This window comes from Streptomyces sp. NPDC004126 (assembly GCF_050275515.1).
Classification (GTDB): domain Bacteria; phylum Actinomycetota; class Actinomycetes; order Streptomycetales; family Streptomycetaceae; genus Streptomyces.
In genome coordinates this window covers 75,051-90,043 of sequence record NZ_JBNNPF010000019.1, presented here as the reverse complement: position 1 = coordinate 90,043, position 14,993 = coordinate 75,051, and the positions used below count along the sequence as shown (strand labels likewise).

General features: G+C 74.4%; 12 protein-coding genes. 9 read left to right on the top strand and 3 right to left on the bottom strand.

Annotated elements, in window-relative coordinates; genetic code table 11:
- Window positions 1-114: 114 nt before the first annotated feature.
- Window positions 115-1,296 (top strand): serine hydrolase domain-containing protein, encoded by a 1,182-nt coding sequence (locus ACQKM2_RS19700; RefSeq protein WP_427711294.1) that lies wholly within the window; start codon window positions 115-117, stop codon window positions 1,294-1,296.
- A gap of 13 nt (window positions 1,297-1,309) precedes the next feature.
- On the opposite strand, the gene ACQKM2_RS19695 is transcribed toward ACQKM2_RS19700, so the two are convergent.
- The 3 genes from ACQKM2_RS19695 to ACQKM2_RS19685 all read right to left on the bottom strand — a co-directional run bounded on the left by ACQKM2_RS19695 (window position 1,310) and on the right by ACQKM2_RS19685 (window position 5,569).
- Window positions 1,310-1,789, bottom strand: coding sequence for a YbaK/EbsC family protein (locus tag ACQKM2_RS19695; protein WP_427711292.1), 480 nt, complete (start codon window positions 1,787-1,789; stop codon window positions 1,310-1,312).
- A gap of 284 nt (window positions 1,790-2,073) precedes the next feature.
- A complete protein-coding gene (locus ACQKM2_RS19690) occupies window positions 2,074-3,723 on the bottom strand; it encodes a penicillin-binding transpeptidase domain-containing protein (RefSeq protein WP_427711290.1) in 1,650 nt (549 codons plus the stop codon).
- A gap of 79 nt (window positions 3,724-3,802) precedes the next feature.
- Window positions 3,803-5,569: a dolichyl-phosphate-mannose--protein mannosyltransferase gene (locus ACQKM2_RS19685; RefSeq protein ID WP_427711288.1), complete on the bottom strand. Its 1,767-nt coding sequence runs from the start codon at window positions 5,567-5,569 to the stop codon at window positions 3,803-3,805.
- Window positions 5,570-5,636: 67 nt separating this feature from the next.
- Between ACQKM2_RS19685 and rsmI the strand changes: the two genes are divergently transcribed.
- The 8 genes from rsmI to ACQKM2_RS19645 all read left to right on the top strand — a co-directional run bounded on the left by rsmI (window position 5,637) and on the right by ACQKM2_RS19645 (window position 14,979).
- Window positions 5,637-6,533, top strand: coding sequence for a 16S rRNA (cytidine(1402)-2'-O)-methyltransferase (rsmI, locus tag ACQKM2_RS19680; RefSeq protein WP_125821370.1), 897 nt, complete (start codon window positions 5,637-5,639; stop codon window positions 6,531-6,533).
- A 160-nt stretch (window positions 6,534-6,693) separates the two neighbouring features.
- Complete coding sequence (locus tag ACQKM2_RS19675; RefSeq protein ID WP_427711285.1) at window positions 6,694-7,185, top strand: hypothetical protein; 492 nt, start codon at window positions 6,694-6,696, stop codon at window positions 7,183-7,185.
- A 47-nt stretch (window positions 7,186-7,232) separates the two neighbouring features.
- Window positions 7,233-8,147, top strand: coding sequence for a TatD family hydrolase (locus tag ACQKM2_RS19670; protein ID WP_427711283.1), 915 nt, complete (start codon window positions 7,233-7,235; stop codon window positions 8,145-8,147).
- Between the two features lie 145 nt (window positions 8,148-8,292).
- A complete protein-coding gene (locus tag ACQKM2_RS19665) occupies window positions 8,293-9,861 on the top strand; it encodes a ubiquitin-like domain-containing protein (protein WP_427711281.1) in 1,569 nt (522 codons plus the stop codon).
- Window positions 9,858-10,769 (top strand): 16S rRNA (adenine(1518)-N(6)/adenine(1519)-N(6))-dimethyltransferase RsmA, encoded by a 912-nt coding sequence (gene rsmA / locus ACQKM2_RS19660; protein ID WP_427711280.1) that lies wholly within the window; start codon window positions 9,858-9,860, stop codon window positions 10,767-10,769. Before ACQKM2_RS19665 ends, rsmA begins: the two co-directional genes overlap by 4 nt.
- Window positions 10,766-11,665: a 4-(cytidine 5'-diphospho)-2-C-methyl-D-erythritol kinase gene (locus ACQKM2_RS19655; RefSeq protein ID WP_427711278.1), complete on the top strand. Its 900-nt coding sequence runs from the start codon at window positions 10,766-10,768 to the stop codon at window positions 11,663-11,665. The genes rsmA and ACQKM2_RS19655 overlap by 4 nt, the downstream gene beginning before the upstream one ends.
- Window positions 11,666-11,804: 139 nt before the next feature.
- Window positions 11,805-13,151 (top strand): acyltransferase family protein, encoded by a 1,347-nt coding sequence (locus tag ACQKM2_RS19650; RefSeq protein WP_427711276.1) that lies wholly within the window; start codon window positions 11,805-11,807, stop codon window positions 13,149-13,151.
- A 28-nt stretch (window positions 13,152-13,179) separates the two neighbouring features.
- Entirely contained in the window at window positions 13,180-14,979 is a 1,800-nt protein-coding gene (locus ACQKM2_RS19645) for an ABC-F family ATP-binding cassette domain-containing protein (RefSeq protein ID WP_427711274.1), read from the top strand.
- The last annotated feature ends 14 nt before the right edge of the window (window positions 14,980-14,993 follow it).

The following is a 14,993-nucleotide window of genomic DNA, read 5'->3' as shown; positions in this document are numbered from 1 at the left end:
GTGGCATCACGTGACGTGCGCGGCTAATGCCGCAGCGTGACGATGTGGCATTAGCCGGCGGGCCGGGCTGTGGTGGGGGCGGGCGCGCGCCGGCGGCGGCATAAGGGGCGGCCGATGGTTGTTGGCCTGCTCGTGAACATCCAGGGTGTGGTGACCGAGGGCTTCGAGCCCGTCAGAGACGCCTTCGCGCGCAACTTCGAGGTCCTCGGGGACCGGGGCGCGGCCGTGGCCGTGTACCGGGACGGCCGCAAGGTCGTCGACCTGTGGGGCGGCACGAAGGACGCCGACGGCGACGCCGCCGGGCCCTGGACCGAGGACACCGCGACGATCGTGCGCTCCGCCACCAAGGGCGTGGCCGCCGCCGTCCCGCTGCTCCTGCACCAGCGCGGGCTGCTGGACCTGGACGCGCCGGTGGGTGCGTACTGGCCCGAGTTCAAGGCGGGCGGCAAGGAGAGGACACTGGTCCGCCACCTCCTCGCCCACCAGGCCGGCGTGCCCGCGCTGGACCGGGGGCTCACCACGGCGCAGGCCGCCGACGGGGTGAGCGGGGCGCGCGCGGTCGCCGCGCAGCGGGCCTTCTGGGAGCCGGGCACCGAGCACGGCTACCACGCGCAGACCTTCAGCTGGCTGGTCTCCGAGCTGGTGCTGCGGGCGACGGGCCGAACCGTCGGCGGGATCCTCGCGGAGGAGATCGCCGAGCCGCTGGGGCTGGACTTCTGGATAGGACTGCCGGAGAGCGAGGCGCCGCGGGTGGGCCGGGTGGCGCCGGTGGAGCCGCCGGCGAGCGCCGGGCTGCTGAAGACCCGGCCGAGGAGAAACGTTTCCGAGGCGTACGCCGACCCGGACTCCCTCACCCGGCGCGCCTTCGCGGCCATCGACCCCCAGCCGGACGAGAACGACCCCGTCTACCAGGCGGCCGAGCTCCCCGGTTCCGCCGGCATCGGCACGGCGCGCGCCCTGGCCCGCTTCTACGGGGCGACCATCGGCGTGGTCGAGGACGGGGCGCGGATCTTCACCCCGGCCACGACCGCGCTGGCCGGCACGGAGCTCGCGTCCGGGCCGGACCGGGTGCTGGTCGTGAACACCCGTTTCGGCCCGGGCTACATGCTGCACGGGCCGGCGTCCCCGCTGCTGTCGCCGGCCTCCTTCGGCCACCCGGGGCGGGGCGGTTCCCTGGCCTTCGCGGACCCCGAGGCGGGGATCGGCTTCGGCTACGTCACCAACGCCCACGCCAAGTCCGTCACCGCCGACCCGCGCGCGCAGGCGCTGGTGCGGGCGCTGCGGTCCTGCCTCTGACGCCGGACGGCGGTCAGGCGTTCTCGCGTACGTCGGCCAGCGCGGCTGCGGCGTGCTCGATGAGCTCCTTCGGGGCCATGGGGAAGACGGTGTGCGGGGTGCCGGCGGCGGCCCAGACCACGTCGTGCTCCAGCAGCGAGCGGTCGGCCAGCACCCGGGTGCGGGTGCGGTGGCCGAAGGGCGGGACGCCGCCGATGGCGTAGCCGGTGGTCTCGCGGACGAGCGCGGCGTCGGCGCGGGTGACTTTCGCGGCGCCGAGTTGACGCCGGACGGCCTCCACGTCGACCCGGGAGGCGCCGTCCATGAGGACCAGAACCGGGACCCCGTCCGCCGCGAAGATCAGTGACTTCACGATCTGGCTGAGCTCGCAGCCGATCGCGGCGGCGGCGTCGGCGGCCGTACGGGTCCCTTCGGGGAAGGCGCGGACGTCGAGGTCGAGGCCCAGCTCGTTGAGGGCCCGGGCGAAGAGGGGGTGAGGGGTGCTGGTCGTCATGCCGGGACGCTAGCGCTGTGCGGGGGCGTGGGCCACGCGTTTTGCCCGGCCCCGGCCCCGGCCCTGGTCCTGGTGCCGGCCCCGGTCCCGGCCCGGTCCCAGCCGACCGCAGGCTCCGGCCCGGGTGTGCCGCCCGGTCGATCGCGGCCGGGCGGTGTGGCGTCGCCGGTTCTGCTCTGCGGGCTCTCTCTCGGGGACGTGGCCGGTCGGCACTCAGGCTGCGGTCTGCCGCCGGGCATGCCGGACCGGCTGCCCTGCCGTGCCCCGCCCCGCCCGCCCCCCCGTCAGGAGGCGTTCAGGACCGTGGCGACGATGGGGCCCGCCGAGTCGCCGCCGTGGCCGCCGCCTTCGACCATGGCGGCCGCCGCCACGTCGCCCCGGAAGCCCGTGAACCAGCTGTCCGGGGCCGCCGCGCCGTCGACCTCCGCCGAGCCGGTCTTCGCGCCCTTGTCGGAGCCGCCCACGGAGGACATGGCGCCCGCCGCCGTGCCGCCGGGGCCGGCGGCCTGCTTCATCATCTTCACCAGCTGCGCCGACACCCCCGGTGCCAGCGCCCGCGGGGCGGCGGCCAGGGCGCGGCCGTCCAGCGAGGCCTTCACCAGCACCGGCTGCCGGAACACCCCGGTGCGGGCGGTCGCCGTGATCGAGGCGACGTTCAGCGGGTTCATCTGGATCGCGCCCTGGCCGATGTACTCCGCGGCCGCCGCCGGGCCGGAGGTGACCGGCACGCTGCCGTCCTGGGAGGGGATGCCGGTCTTCCAGTCCAGTCCGATCCCGAAGGCCTCCTTGGCCACCCTCGGCAGCGCCCCGTTGTCGTGCACCTCGTCGATCAGGCCGATGAAGGCCGTGTTGCAGGACTTGGCGAAGCTGGTCGAGAAGGGCTGGCCCTTCAGCGAGAAGTTGTTCAGGTTGTGGAAGACCTTGCCGTCCCACGAGACGCTCTGCGGGCAGTCCGCCGGGCGGTCGGCCGCCACCAGGCCCTTCTCCAGCAGCATCGCCGCCGTCACGATCTTCATCGTCGAGCCGGGTGCCCGCCGGCCCTGCATCGCGGCGTTGAAGCCGTCCCTGCGGTGGTTGGCCACCGCCAGGATGTCGCCGGTGCTCGGCTGGACGGCGACCACGGAGGCCTCCGGGTGCTGGGCGACGGCCTTCTCCGCCGCCGCCTGCACGTCGGCGTCCAGCACGGTCCGGAGCTCCCCCGGCTTGCCTTCCACCAGCGTCAGCAGGCTCCGCTTCGGCGCGTCCTGGGCCGCCGGTTCGATCCACAGCTCGACCCCGGGCGTGCCGCCGGTCTTCTCCCCGTACGTCTTGCGCAGCGCGTCCAGCACCGGCCGCAGTGACGGGTACTGCTCGGGCGTCAGCTCCTTGCCGTTGCGGTCGACGGCCTTGACCGGCGGGCTCGCCGGGGTGCCGGCGCGCAGCTTCTCGTCCTTCTGGAGCTGCGGGTGGATCACCGAGGGCTGCCAGTCGACGAGCGCCCTGCCGCTCTCGGTGCCGCGGACGACGGACAGGCGGGAGTCGTAGACGAGGGTCTTGGCGGTGCCCGCGTGGCTGATCTCGGCCTCGACCTTGAACGGCACGGAGGCGCCCTCCGCCGCGCCGGGGGTGATGACGGCCTTGGACACCATCGCCTTGGCGCGGTAGTCGGCCACCGCGGTCTGCGCGGCCTGCGCGTTGTTGGTCAGGGCGGCGGCCGTGGCGTCGTCGCCGGCCGCCCACGCGGCGAGGAAGGCCTTCGCGGTGGCGGCGGCCTCCTTCTCGGTGACCGGCCCGCTTCCCTTCGCGGCGGCCGCCGCGTTGTTCTTCGTACTGCGGTCGCCCGCACCGCCGCCGTCGCCGGCGTCCCCGACCAGCGCGTACACCCCGTACGCGGTGCCGCCGACCATCGCGAGGAACACCCCGCCGACGATGGCACCCTTCGCTGCCCCGTTCACTGCGTCCCCTCCCCAGGAGCCCCCGTTCTCTGAACATGTTCAAAGAACCTGTGAGGAGACCATACCTCTCAGTAACAGGTCAGATCCAGGTGTCCATCCACATCCGGCCACGCCACGAGTCCATGGGCAGGGTCTGGCCGGTGTAGATCGGCCAGAAATAGATGAAGTTCCAGATGATCAGGAGGACGAGGACGCCCGCGCCGATCGCGCCCACCGCGCGCCGCCGCTCCGAGGAGCCCGCCGGACCCAGCAGGGCGCCGACCAGCATCACCACCGCCAGGCACAGGTAGGGGACGAAGACCACCGCGTAGAAGTAGAAGATGGTCCGCTCCTGGTAGTTGAACCAGGGCAGCAGGCCGGCGCCCAGCGCGCACGCGATCGCGCCCGCCCGCCAGTCGCGGCGGAAGAACCACCGCCACAGCACGTACAGCAGCGCGAAGCAGCCCGCCCACCACAGCAGCGGCGTGCCGAGGGCCAGTACCTCGCGGGCGCACTTGCCGGCCTCGGACGCCGGGCAGCCGTCGGTGCCGGGCGAGGGGGACTCGTAGAAGTAGGAGACGGGCCGGCCCAGGACCAGCCAGCTCCACGGGTTCGACTCGTAGGTGTGGCCGGAGGTCAGGCCCACGTGGAACTTGTAGACCTCCGTCTCGTAGTGCCACAGGCTGCGCAGCCACTCGGGGAGGAAGGACAGCGGGCTGTTCTGGTCGTACTTGGCGGCCCAGTCGCGGAAGTAGCCGCCCTTGCCGTCGTCCGGGCTGAGGATCCAGCCCGTCCAGGAGGCCAGGTACACGGCGATCGCCACCGGCACCGTCGACAGGAAGCCGGGCAGCGCGTCGCGGCGCAGCATCGCCGCGTACGGGGCGCCCGCGCCGGCGGTGCGGCGCGCGGCCGCGTCCCACAGGACGGTGAGGATCCCGAAGAAGGCCAGGACGACGAGGCCGTTCCACTTGGTGCCGAAGGCCAGGCCGAGGCAGACGCCGGCCAGCAGCCGGTACGGGCGCCAGCCCAGCTTCAGGGTCTCCGCGACCGTGACGTCGGGGTGGGCCCGGCCCTCATCGTCGACGGGCAGGGCGGCGGCGAGTCTGGCGCGCGCCTTGTCCCGGTCGACGACCAGCGCCCCGAAGGCGGCCAGGACGAAGAACATCAGCACCAGGTCGAGCAGCGCGGTCCGGCTCATCACCAGGTGCAGCCCGTCGACCGCCAGCAGCGCGCCCGCCAGGCAGCCGAGGAAGGTGGAGCGGAAAAGCCGCCGGCCGATGCGGCAGACCATCAGCACCGACAGGGTGCCGAGCACCGCCGTCATGAACCGCCAGCCGAAGGGGGTGAAGCCGAACATCCACTCGCCGAGGCCGATCACCCATTTGCCGACCGGCGGGTGCACGACGTAGCCGGGGTCCAGGGGGAGCGGTACCGCGTCGGGATTCGCCAGGATCGACTTGTCGACATCCTTGGGCCAGCTGGCTTCGTAGCCCTGCCTGATGGTGGCCCACGCGTCCTTGGCGTAGTACGTCTCGTCGAATATCACCGCCTTGGGGCTGCCCAGGTGCACGAACCGCAGCACCCCCGCCACCAGCGTGACCAGCAGCGGCCCCGCCCAGGCCATCACCCGCTGCCAGGTCCGCCGGCTGGACTCGGGGATGCCGAGCGCCGTCCACAGCTGCGCGGACGGCCGAGCGTACGGGGGCACGAGGCGGGTGCGGACGTCGGTCACCGGCGCGGCCGGCGCGTAGCCGAACCCGCGCAGGCGGCGCAGCCACACGGGCGGCTCGTAGTCGGAGTCGCCTCCGCCCGGCCGGACGGGCGGGGCCCCCGCGGGGCTGGGCGGCGGCGTCGCGGTACTGGTCACCGGATCATCGTAGGGAACGCCCCTGTGGAGCCCCAGCCCCCACGAGCCCCAATGAGAGGATGGGCCGGTGACAGCTGAACAGCCCCGCGGTGCCGAAGCCCCCTCCTCCCACGGCGTACTCGTCCTCGCCGGGACCCCCATCGGCGATCTCGCCGACGCCCCGCCCCGGCTCGCGGCCGAGCTGGAGCGGGCCGACGTGATCGCCGCCGAGGACACCCGGCGGCTGCGCCGGCTCACGCAGGGGCTCGGCGTGCACACCACCGGGCGCGTCCTGTCGTACTTCGAGGGCAACGAGTCCGCCCGCACCCCCGAACTGGTCGAGGCCCTGGAGGCCGGCCGGCGGGTGCTGCTGGTGACCGACGCCGGGATGCCCTCGGTCTCCGACCCCGGCTACCGGCTGGTCGCCGCCGCCGTCGAGAAGGACATCAAGGTCACGGCCGTGCCCGGGCCGTCCGCCGTGCTCACCGCGCTCGCGCTGTCCGGGCTGCCCGTGGACCGGTTCTGCTTCGAGGGCTTCCTGCCGCGCAAGGCGGGCGAGCGCCTGGGCCGGCTCCGCGAGGTGGAGGGCGAGCGGCGCACCCTCGTCTACTTCGAGGCCCCGCACCGGCTGGACGACACCCTGGCGGCCATGGCCGAGGTGTTCGGCGCCGGCCGGCGGGCCGCCGTGTGCCGCGAGCTGACCAAGACGTACGAGGAGGTCAAGCGCGGCGGGCTCGGCGACCTCGCCGCGTGGGCGGCCGAGGGCGTGCGCGGCGAGATCACCGTCGTGGTGGAGGGTGCCCCCGCGGCCGCGCCGGGCGACGTCGACGACGAGGAGCTGGTGCGCCGCGTGCGCGTGCGCGAGGAGGCGGGCGAGCGCCGCAAGGAGGCCATCGCGGCGGTCGCGGCCGAGGCCGGCGTACCCAAGCGCGAGGTCTTCGACGCGGTCGTCGCGGCAAAGAACGCGACACAAAAGATGCCGTAGGTCGGTAAAGAGCTAACCTGAAAAGCAAAGCTCAGACCGCGCACCGGCCCCTTTGGGCATGACTCGGCCAAGGACCGTCCATTACTGGACAGGGCCTGATGCGCTCCCGCCCGAAGAGGCGTCCACTGGCAATGGCACCAGTGGAACAAGAGGAGCTGGCATGAGTGAGATCGCAGACACCCCGGTACCCGTCACGGCCGCGGCACCGGCACCCGTTCCCACCTCCGGCGTGCAGACCGTGCACGAGGCTTACTCGTTCGCGTGCATGAAGTGCGGCTACGGCTGGGAGCAGGCGTACGCGATAGAGCACCACGTCGACGGCAAGGGCGAGCCGTTCATCATGTACACGGTGAACGGCGAGCGGGTGCCCTCCCCGCTGTCGAACCCGACCTGCCTCAACTGCGGCGGGCACGTCGTGCGCATCATGCGCGCGGGCCAGGTCTCCACGGTGCTCGGCACGATCGACCGGCTCTACCACCACCGCATCGCCCCCGGGATCGCCGGCCCCGTCCCGGCCGGCGAGAACGTCCCCCGCCCGCCGAAGCAGCGCCGGACGCCGTCGCACGACTCGCCGGGGCCGGTGGCCGTGGACGCGTCCGAGCGGCGCCGCGGTCTGCTCGCCCGCCTGCGCGCGTTCTTCCGGCGGTCGTAGCGGCGGGACGCCGGAGCGGCCGCGAGCCGCGGTCATAAGATCGGCTCATGAGCCCCAGCCCCAGCCCCTCCTCCCCGGCCGCCGCCGCCAAGGCCGCGTCGAAGGACGTCCCGCCCCCGCTGCCCGAGCCGCTGCGGGTGGCGGTGGCCGACTCGCACACCCACCTCGACATGCAGTCCGGCACCGTCGAGGAGGGCCTCGCGAAGGCCGCGTCCGTGGGCGTGACCACCGTCGTCCAGGTCGGCTGTGACGTGAAGGGCTCGCGCTGGGCCGCCGAGACCGCGGCCGCGTACGCGAACGTCCACGCCGCCGTCGCCCTTCACCCGAACGAGGCCCCCCGGATCGTCCACGGCGACCCCGACGGCTGGTCCCGCCAGGGCGCCCGGCCCGGCGGCGGCCAGGGCGCGCTCGACGAGGCGCTCGCCGAGATCGAGGCGCTGGCCGCACTGGACCACGTCAAGGCGGTCGGCGAGACCGGCCTGGACCACTTCCGCACCGGCCCCGAGGGGATGGCCGCGCAGGAGCGTTCCTTCCGGGCCCACATCGAGATCGCCAAGCGGCAGGGCAAGGCCCTCGTCATCCACGACCGCGACGCCCACGCCGACGTCCTGCGCGTGCTGCGCGAGGAGGGCGCCCCCGAGCGCACCGTCTTCCACTGCTACTCCGGCGACGCCGAGATGGCCCGCGAGTGCGCCGCCGCCGGCTACTACATGTCCTTCGCCGGGACCGTGACCTTCAAGAACGCCGCCCCGCTGCGCGAGGCCCTCGCCGTGGCCCCGCTGGAACTGGTGCTCGTGGAGACCGACGCCCCGTACCTCACCCCCGCGCCCTACCGCGGACGGCCCAACGCGCCGTACCTCATTCCGCTGACGGTCCGCGCCATGGCCGCGGTCCGCGGCATCGACGAGGACGCCATGGCCACCGCCCTCGCCGCCAACACCGCCCGCGCCTTCGACTACTGACGCGCAACGGCCCCGCTCCGTCCCGTCCCTCGCGCAGCCGTTCGCCCGACACGCTGGGTGGTCGAACGGCTTTGGTGCGTGACGTCCCCTGCCGCTAGGGTGCCGTGCCCGAGCAGCCGGGGGCCGGACCAGTGGAGCGAGCGACGTGAGCGAAACGCAGGGCAGTCACCGTCACCGCCGTGCCCCGTGGCCGGACACCGCACCCGGCCCGGACCCGCACGACGCCACGCACAACGCCCCGTACGCGGACCCGTACGCGGACCCGTACGAGCCGCACGCGGATCCGCACGACGCCCGGCACGACGCCCGGCACCGCGCCCCGGACGACGCGCCGCCGCCCGAGCGGGCGTACGCCGACCCGTACGGCGTCGCCGCCCCGGAGCCGCAGGTCCCCGCACCCCGCGGCGAGGGCCGCCGGGCCGCCCGCCGCCGCGCGGCCGCCCCCGCCGGCGGCCGCCGCCGCACCACCACCGCGGAACCCCCACCGCCGCCGCCCCCGCCCGCCCCCGGAGCCGGCGCCGACCCCGCCCCCGCCCGCCCGCCCGGGGCCGGATCCGGCCGCCGCAGGCGCTCGGCCCCCGCCCCCGCCCCGGCCGGCCGCGCCGCCGCCCCGGCCCCCGCCCGCGACAGCTGGCGGCGCATCGTCCCCCAGGCCCTCGTCGTCGCCTTCCTGGCCGGCGGCACCACCGCCTTCGTCGCCGCCGACAAGGCCGTCCGCCTCACCGTCGACGGAGTGCCCCGCACCCTCCACACCTTCGCCGGGAGCGTCGACGAACTCCTCGCGTCCGAAGGCCTCGGCGTCGGCCCCCACGACCTCGTCGCCCCCGCCCCCGGCTCCGCCCTCGACGACGGCCAGCAGGTCGTCGTCCGCTACGGCCGCCCCCTGCGCCTCACCCTCGACGGCACCACCCGCCAGGTGTGGACCACCGCACACACCGTCGACGGCGCCCTGCGCCAGCTCGGCGTCCGCGTCGAGGGCGCCTACCTCTCCACCCCCCGCACCGCCGCCGTCCCCCGCTCCGGCCTCACCCTCGGCGTGCGCACCGAACGCGGCGTCACGTTCATGGCCGACGGCCGCGAACGCACCATCCGCACCAACGCCGCCACCGTCAAGGAAGCCCTCGACCAGGCCGGCATCACCCTCCACGGCCAGGACACCACCTCCGTCCCCCCGGACTCCTTCCCCCGCGACGGCCAGACCGTCACCGTGCTGCGCATCACCGGCACCCGCGAGGTCCGCGAGGAACGCATCCCCTACGAGACCGAACGCGTCGAGGACGACGGGCTCTTCGCCGGCACCGAGGTCGTCGAGCGCGTCGGCCGGCCCGGGGCGCGCCGGGTCACGTACGCCCTGCGCACCGTCAACGGGGTCCGCCAGCAGCCCCGGAAGATCGCCGAGGAGGTCGTCCGGGAGCCCGTCACCCAGCGCGTCCTGGTCGGCACCAAGCCGCTGCCCACCTCCGTCGCCGGCGCCGACGGCCTCAACTGGTCCGCGCTGGCCCACTGTGAGTCCGGCGGCCGCCCCTCCGCCACCGACCCGTCCGGCACCTACGGCGGCCTCTACCAGTTCGACGTGAACACCTGGCAGGCCCTCGGCGGCAGCGGCCGCCCGCAGGACGCGCCCGCCTCGGAGCAGACGTACCGGGCGAAGAAGCTCTACGTGCAGCGGGGGGCGAGTCCGTGGCCGCACTGCGGCCGTAGGCTTGAGCGGTGAGCACCGCAGAGCAGCAGCCCCACGAGACCTCCGAGGTCCCTTCCGACGCCCTCCTCGGGCCGGCCGACATCCGAGAGCTGGCCGCCGTCCTCGGCGTCCGCCCGACGAAGCAGAAGGGCCAGAACTTCGTCATCGACGCCAACACGGTGCGCCGGATCGTGCGCACCGCCGAGGTGCGTCCGGACGACGTGGTCGTGGAGGTCGGGCCGGGCCTCGGCTCGCTGACGCTCGCCCTGCTGGAGGCCGCCGACCGGGTGACCGCCGTCGAGATCGACGACGTCCTCGCCGCCGCGCTGCCCGCCACCATCGAGGCGCGGATGCCCCACAAGAAGGACCGTTTCGCGCTGGTCCACTCCGACGCGATGCTCGTCACCGAGCTGCCCGGCCCGGCGCCGACCGCGCTCGTCGCGAACCTCCCCTACAACGTGGCCGTGCCGGTCCTGCTCACGATGCTCGACCGCTTCCCGAGCATCGAGCGCACCCTCGTCATGGTGCAGTCCGAGGTCGCCGACCGGCTCGCCGCCCGCCCCGGCAACAAGGTGTACGGGGTCCCCTCGGTCAAGGCCGCCTGGTACGCGGACGTCAAGCGCGCCGGGGCCATCGGCCGCAACGTCTTCTGGCCCGCGCCGAACGTCGACTCCGGTCTCGTCTCCCTCGTGCGGCGCGCCGAGCCGGTGAAGACCACCGCCTCCAAGGCCGAGGTGTTCGCCGTCGTCGACGCCGCGTTCGCGCAGCGCCGCAAGGGCCTGCGCGCCGCGCTCGCCGGCTGGGCCGGGTCGGCCGCCGCCGCCGAGCAGGCGCTGGTCGCCGCCGGCATCTCCCCGCTGGCGCGCGGCGAGTCCCTGACGGTCGAGGAGTTCGCGGCGATCGCCGAGCACAAGCCCGCCGTGGAGAGGCCCGCGCTGTGAGCGTGACGGTACGCGTCCCCGCGAAGGTCAACGTCCAGCTGGCGGTGGGCGCCGCCCGCCCCGACGGCTTCCACGACCTCGCCAACGTCTTCCTGGCCGTCTCCCTGTTCGACGAGGTCACCGCGACCCCCGCCGACGCGCTGACGGTGACCTGCGAGGGACCCGACTCCGACCAGGTGCCCCTGGACCGCAGCAACCTCGCGGCCCGCGCCGCCGAGCTGCTGGCGGCCCGGGCCGGCATCGAGCCGGCCGTCCACCTCCACATCGCCAAGAACATCCCCGTCGCCGGCGGCATGGCCGGCGGCAGCGCCGACGGGGCGGGCGCGCTGCTGGCGTGCGACCTGCTGTGGAAGCTCGACACCCCGCGCGAGGAGCTCCTGGAGATCTGCGCGGAGCTGGGCAGCGACGTCCCCTTCAGCCTCGTGGGCGGCGCCGCGCTCGGCACCGGCCGCGGCGAGTTCCTGACCCCCGTGGACGCCGGCCGGTTCCACTGGGTGTTCGCGGTCGCCGAGGGCGGCCTGTCCACCCCGGCGGTGTTCCGGGAGTTCGACCGGCTGACCGCCGGTACGGACGTGCCCGCGCCCGAGGCCTCCCCGGCACTGCTCGCGGCCCTCGCCTCCGGTGACGCCGACGCGCTGGCCGCCGTACTGCCCGGCTCGAACGGCCTGCAGGCCGCCGCGCTGTCGCTGCGCCCGCAGCTGGCCGCCACCCTCGCGGCGGGCGCCGGTGCGGGGGCGCTGGCCGGGCTGGTGTCCGGGTCGGGGCCGACGACGGCGTTCCTGGTGCGGGACGCGGAGTCCGCCGCGAAGGTCGCCGCCGCCCTGGAGGCCTCCGGCACCTGCCGCGCCACCCGGATCACCTCCTCCCCGGCGCCGGGGGCGACGCCCGTCTCCTGAGGCACGGCCGACGGCGCGGGGCCCGGGGGACCGGCCCCGGGCCCGCCCCCCCGGCACGGGAAGTGCGCCCGCTACCTAGTACGCGGATGAGTACCCGCGCCCTGTCGCCGCCCCGGGCGCGCCCGCGACCGTAGTGGGCATGACAGTCAGCGCACGCGCCATGGCCGCCGCCACGCCCGCCTCCCGCGACCGGTACGTGGACCTGCTCCGGGTCGCCTCGCTCGCCACCGTGGTGTGCGGGCACTGGCTGATGGCCGCCGTCAGCACCGACGGCATAGGGAACCTGCTCGCGCTGGTGCCCCCGCTCCAGGTGCTCACCTGGGGGCTCCAGGTCATGCCGGTGTTCTTCTTCGTCGGCGGGTTCTCGCACGCCCTGTCGTACCGCTCGCTCGAACGCCGCGGCGAGGGCCGGCCCGTCTACGCCGCCTTCCTGCGGGCCCGCCTCCGGCGGCTGCTGCGGCCCACCCTGGTCTTCGTCCTCGTCTGGGCCGCGCTCGCCCTGCTCGTGCAGCTCGCCGGGGCGGACGGCGGCCGGCTGGCCGGTGCCGCGCTGCGGATGGTCACGCAGCCGCTGTGGTTCATCGGGATCTACCTGGCGATGGTGGCCCTCACCCCGCCGCTGCTGCGGCTGCACGCCCGCTGGGGCTGGGGCGCCTTCGCCGCCCTGGCCGGCGCGGCGGCCCTGGTCGACGTACTGCGCTTCGCGCTCGGCGTCCCCTACGCGGAGTTCCTGAACTTCGCCTTCGTCTGGCTCGCCGTGCACCAGCTCGGCTTCCTGCGCGCCGACGGCCGCATCACCCGTCCCGCGCTCCTCGGCGCCGCCGGGCTCACCGGGGCCGTGCTGCTGGTGGCGGCCGGACCGTACCCGCTGTCCATGGTCGGGATGCCGGGGGAGAAGGTCTCCAACATGGCCCCGCCCACCCTCGCCCTGCTCTGCCACGGCATGTGGCTGGTCGGCGCCGTCCAGCTGCTCGTCCGGCCCGCGACGGCGTGGCTGGCCCGGCCGCGCGTGTGGCGCGGGGTCGTCGCCGCCAACGGCGTCGCCATGACCGCGTTCCTGTGGCACCTCACCGCCATGCTCGGCGTGTACGCCGCCCAGCTCGCCGCCGGCCTGGCGCTGCCCGAGCCGGCCACCGCCGCCTGGTGGGCGCAGGTGCCCCCGCGGATCCTGCTCGCCGCCGCCCTCACCGCCGCGCTCGTGGCCTGCTTCCGCCGCTTCGAGGCGCCCGGGGCGGCGCCCGCCGAACGGGCCCGGACCGCGGAGGGCGCCCCCGCGAGCGGGCCCGCCGCCGCCCTGGGCACCACCCTGTGCCTGCTGGGGATCCTCGGCCTGTCGACGACCGGCCTCGGCGGGCTCCTTGAGGGCCACACCGCCGTCCTGATCGCCTTCCCGGTGACCGCACCGGCCGCCATCGGCATGGCAGTGGGGGGCGCCTGGCTGGTGGAACGTTCCTCGTCGGCCCGGAGGGTTAGGCTGAGGGGCTGATCCACACCCTTTCCCTGGAGCGCGTCTGATGGCCGTCAATCTGGTCAATGTCGAGGCAGTCAGCAAGGTGTACGGCACCCGTACCCTGCTCGACGGCATCTCCCTCGGCGTGTCCGAGGGAGACCGGATCGGCGTCGTCGGCCGCAACGGCGACGGCAAGACCACCCTGATCCGGATGCTCGCCAAGCTGGAGGAGCCCGACTCCGGCCGCGTCACGCAGAGCGGCAGCCTGCAGATGGGCGTGCTCACCCAGCACGACTCCCTCGACCCGGCCGCCACCATCCGGCACGAGATCATCGGCGACATGGCCGACCACGAATGGGCCGGCAACGCCAAGATCCGCGACGTCCTCACCGGCCTCTTCGGCGGCCTGGACCTGCCCGGCTTCGGCCAGGGCCTGGACACCGTCATCGGCCCGCTCTCCGGCGGCGAGCGCCGCCGCATCGCACTCGCCAAGCTGCTCATGGCCGACCAGGACCTCCTCGTCCTCGACGAGCCCACCAACCACCTCGACGTCGAGGGCATCTCCTGGCTGGCCGGCCACCTCCAGACCCGCCGCTCCGCCCTCGTCTGCGTCACCCACGACCGCTGGTTCCTCGACCAGGTCTGCACCCGCATGTGGGACGTGCAGCGCGGTGACGTCTTCGAGTACGAGGGCGGCTACAGCGACTACGTCTTCGCCCGCGCCGAGCGCGAGCGGATCGCCGCCACCGAAGAGGCCAAGCGGCAGAACCTGATGCGCAAGGAGCTGGCCTGGCTGCGCCGCGGCGCCCCCGCCCGCACCTCCAAGCCCCGCTACCGCATCGAGGCGGCCAACGAGCTGATCGCCGACGTTCCGGAGCCGCGCGACAAGTCCGAGCTGATGCGCTTCGCCAACGCCCGCCTCGGCAAGACCGTCTTCGACCTGGAGAACGTCACCGTCCAGGCCGGCCCCAAGACCCTGCTCAAGCACCTCACCTGGCACCTGGGCCCCGGCGACCGCGTCGGCCTCGTCGGCGTCAACGGCGCCGGCAAGACCTCCCTGCTGCGGGCGCTCGCCGAGGCCGCCCGCACCCAGGGCGAGGCCCAGCCCGCCGAGGGCTCCGTCACCGTCGGCAAGACCGTGCGCCTGGCCTACCTCTCGCAGGAGGTCGGCGAGCTCGACCCCTCGCTGCGTGTCCTGGAGGCCGTCCAGCGCGTCCGCGACCGCGTCGACCTCGGCAAGGGCCGCGAGATGACGGCCGGCCAGCTGTGCGAGCAGTTCGGGTTCACCAAGGAGAAGCAGTGGACGCCGGTCGGCGACCTCTCCGGCGGCGAGCGGCGCCGGCTGCAGATCCTGCGCCTGCTGATGGACGAGCCCAACGTCCTCTTCCTCGACGAGCCCACCAACGACCTCGACATCGAGACCCTCACCCAGCTGGAGGACCTCCTCGACGGCTGGCCCGGCTCGATGATCGTGATCTCCCACGACCGGTTCTTCATCGAGCGCACCACCGACACGGTGATGGCGCTGCTCGGCGACGCGAGCCTGCGGATGCTGCCGCGCGGCCTGGACGAGTACCTGGAGCGCCGGCAGCGGATGATCGAGGCCGCCGCCCCGGCGCCGGCCCCGGCCGCCGCCGCCAAGTCGACGTCCTCCGGGGACTCGAGGGCGGCGAAGAAGGAGCTCCAGAAGATCGAGCGGCAGCTCAACAAGATGTCGGACCGCGAGACGAACCTGCACGCCCAGATCGCCGAGCACTCCACCGACTACGACAAGGTCGCCAAGCTCGACGCGGAGCTGCGGGAACTGATCTCCGAGCGCGACGACTTGGAGATGCGCTGGCTGGAACTGGCCGAAGAGGCCTGAGTCCAGAGGGCCCG

What these genes read in the sequence shown, in the direction of transcription:
- ACQKM2_RS19700 (WP_427711294.1), top strand. Translation starts at nt 115, where the DNA reads ATGGTTGTTGGCCTGCTCGTGAACATCCAGGGTGTGGTGACCGAGGGC.
- ACQKM2_RS19695 (WP_427711292.1), bottom strand. Translation starts at nt 1,789, where the DNA reads ATGACGACCAGCACCCCTCACCCCCTCTTCGCCCGGGCCCTCAACGAG.
- ACQKM2_RS19675 (WP_427711285.1), top strand. Translation starts at nt 6,694, where the DNA reads ATGAGTGAGATCGCAGACACCCCGGTACCCGTCACGGCCGCGGCACCG.
- ACQKM2_RS19670 (WP_427711283.1), top strand. Translation starts at nt 7,233, where the DNA reads ATGAGCCCCAGCCCCAGCCCCTCCTCCCCGGCCGCCGCCGCCAAGGCC.
- ACQKM2_RS19650 (WP_427711276.1), top strand. Translation starts at nt 11,805, where the DNA reads ATGACAGTCAGCGCACGCGCCATGGCCGCCGCCACGCCCGCCTCCCGC.
- ACQKM2_RS19645 (WP_427711274.1), top strand. Translation starts at nt 13,180, where the DNA reads ATGGCCGTCAATCTGGTCAATGTCGAGGCAGTCAGCAAGGTGTACGGC.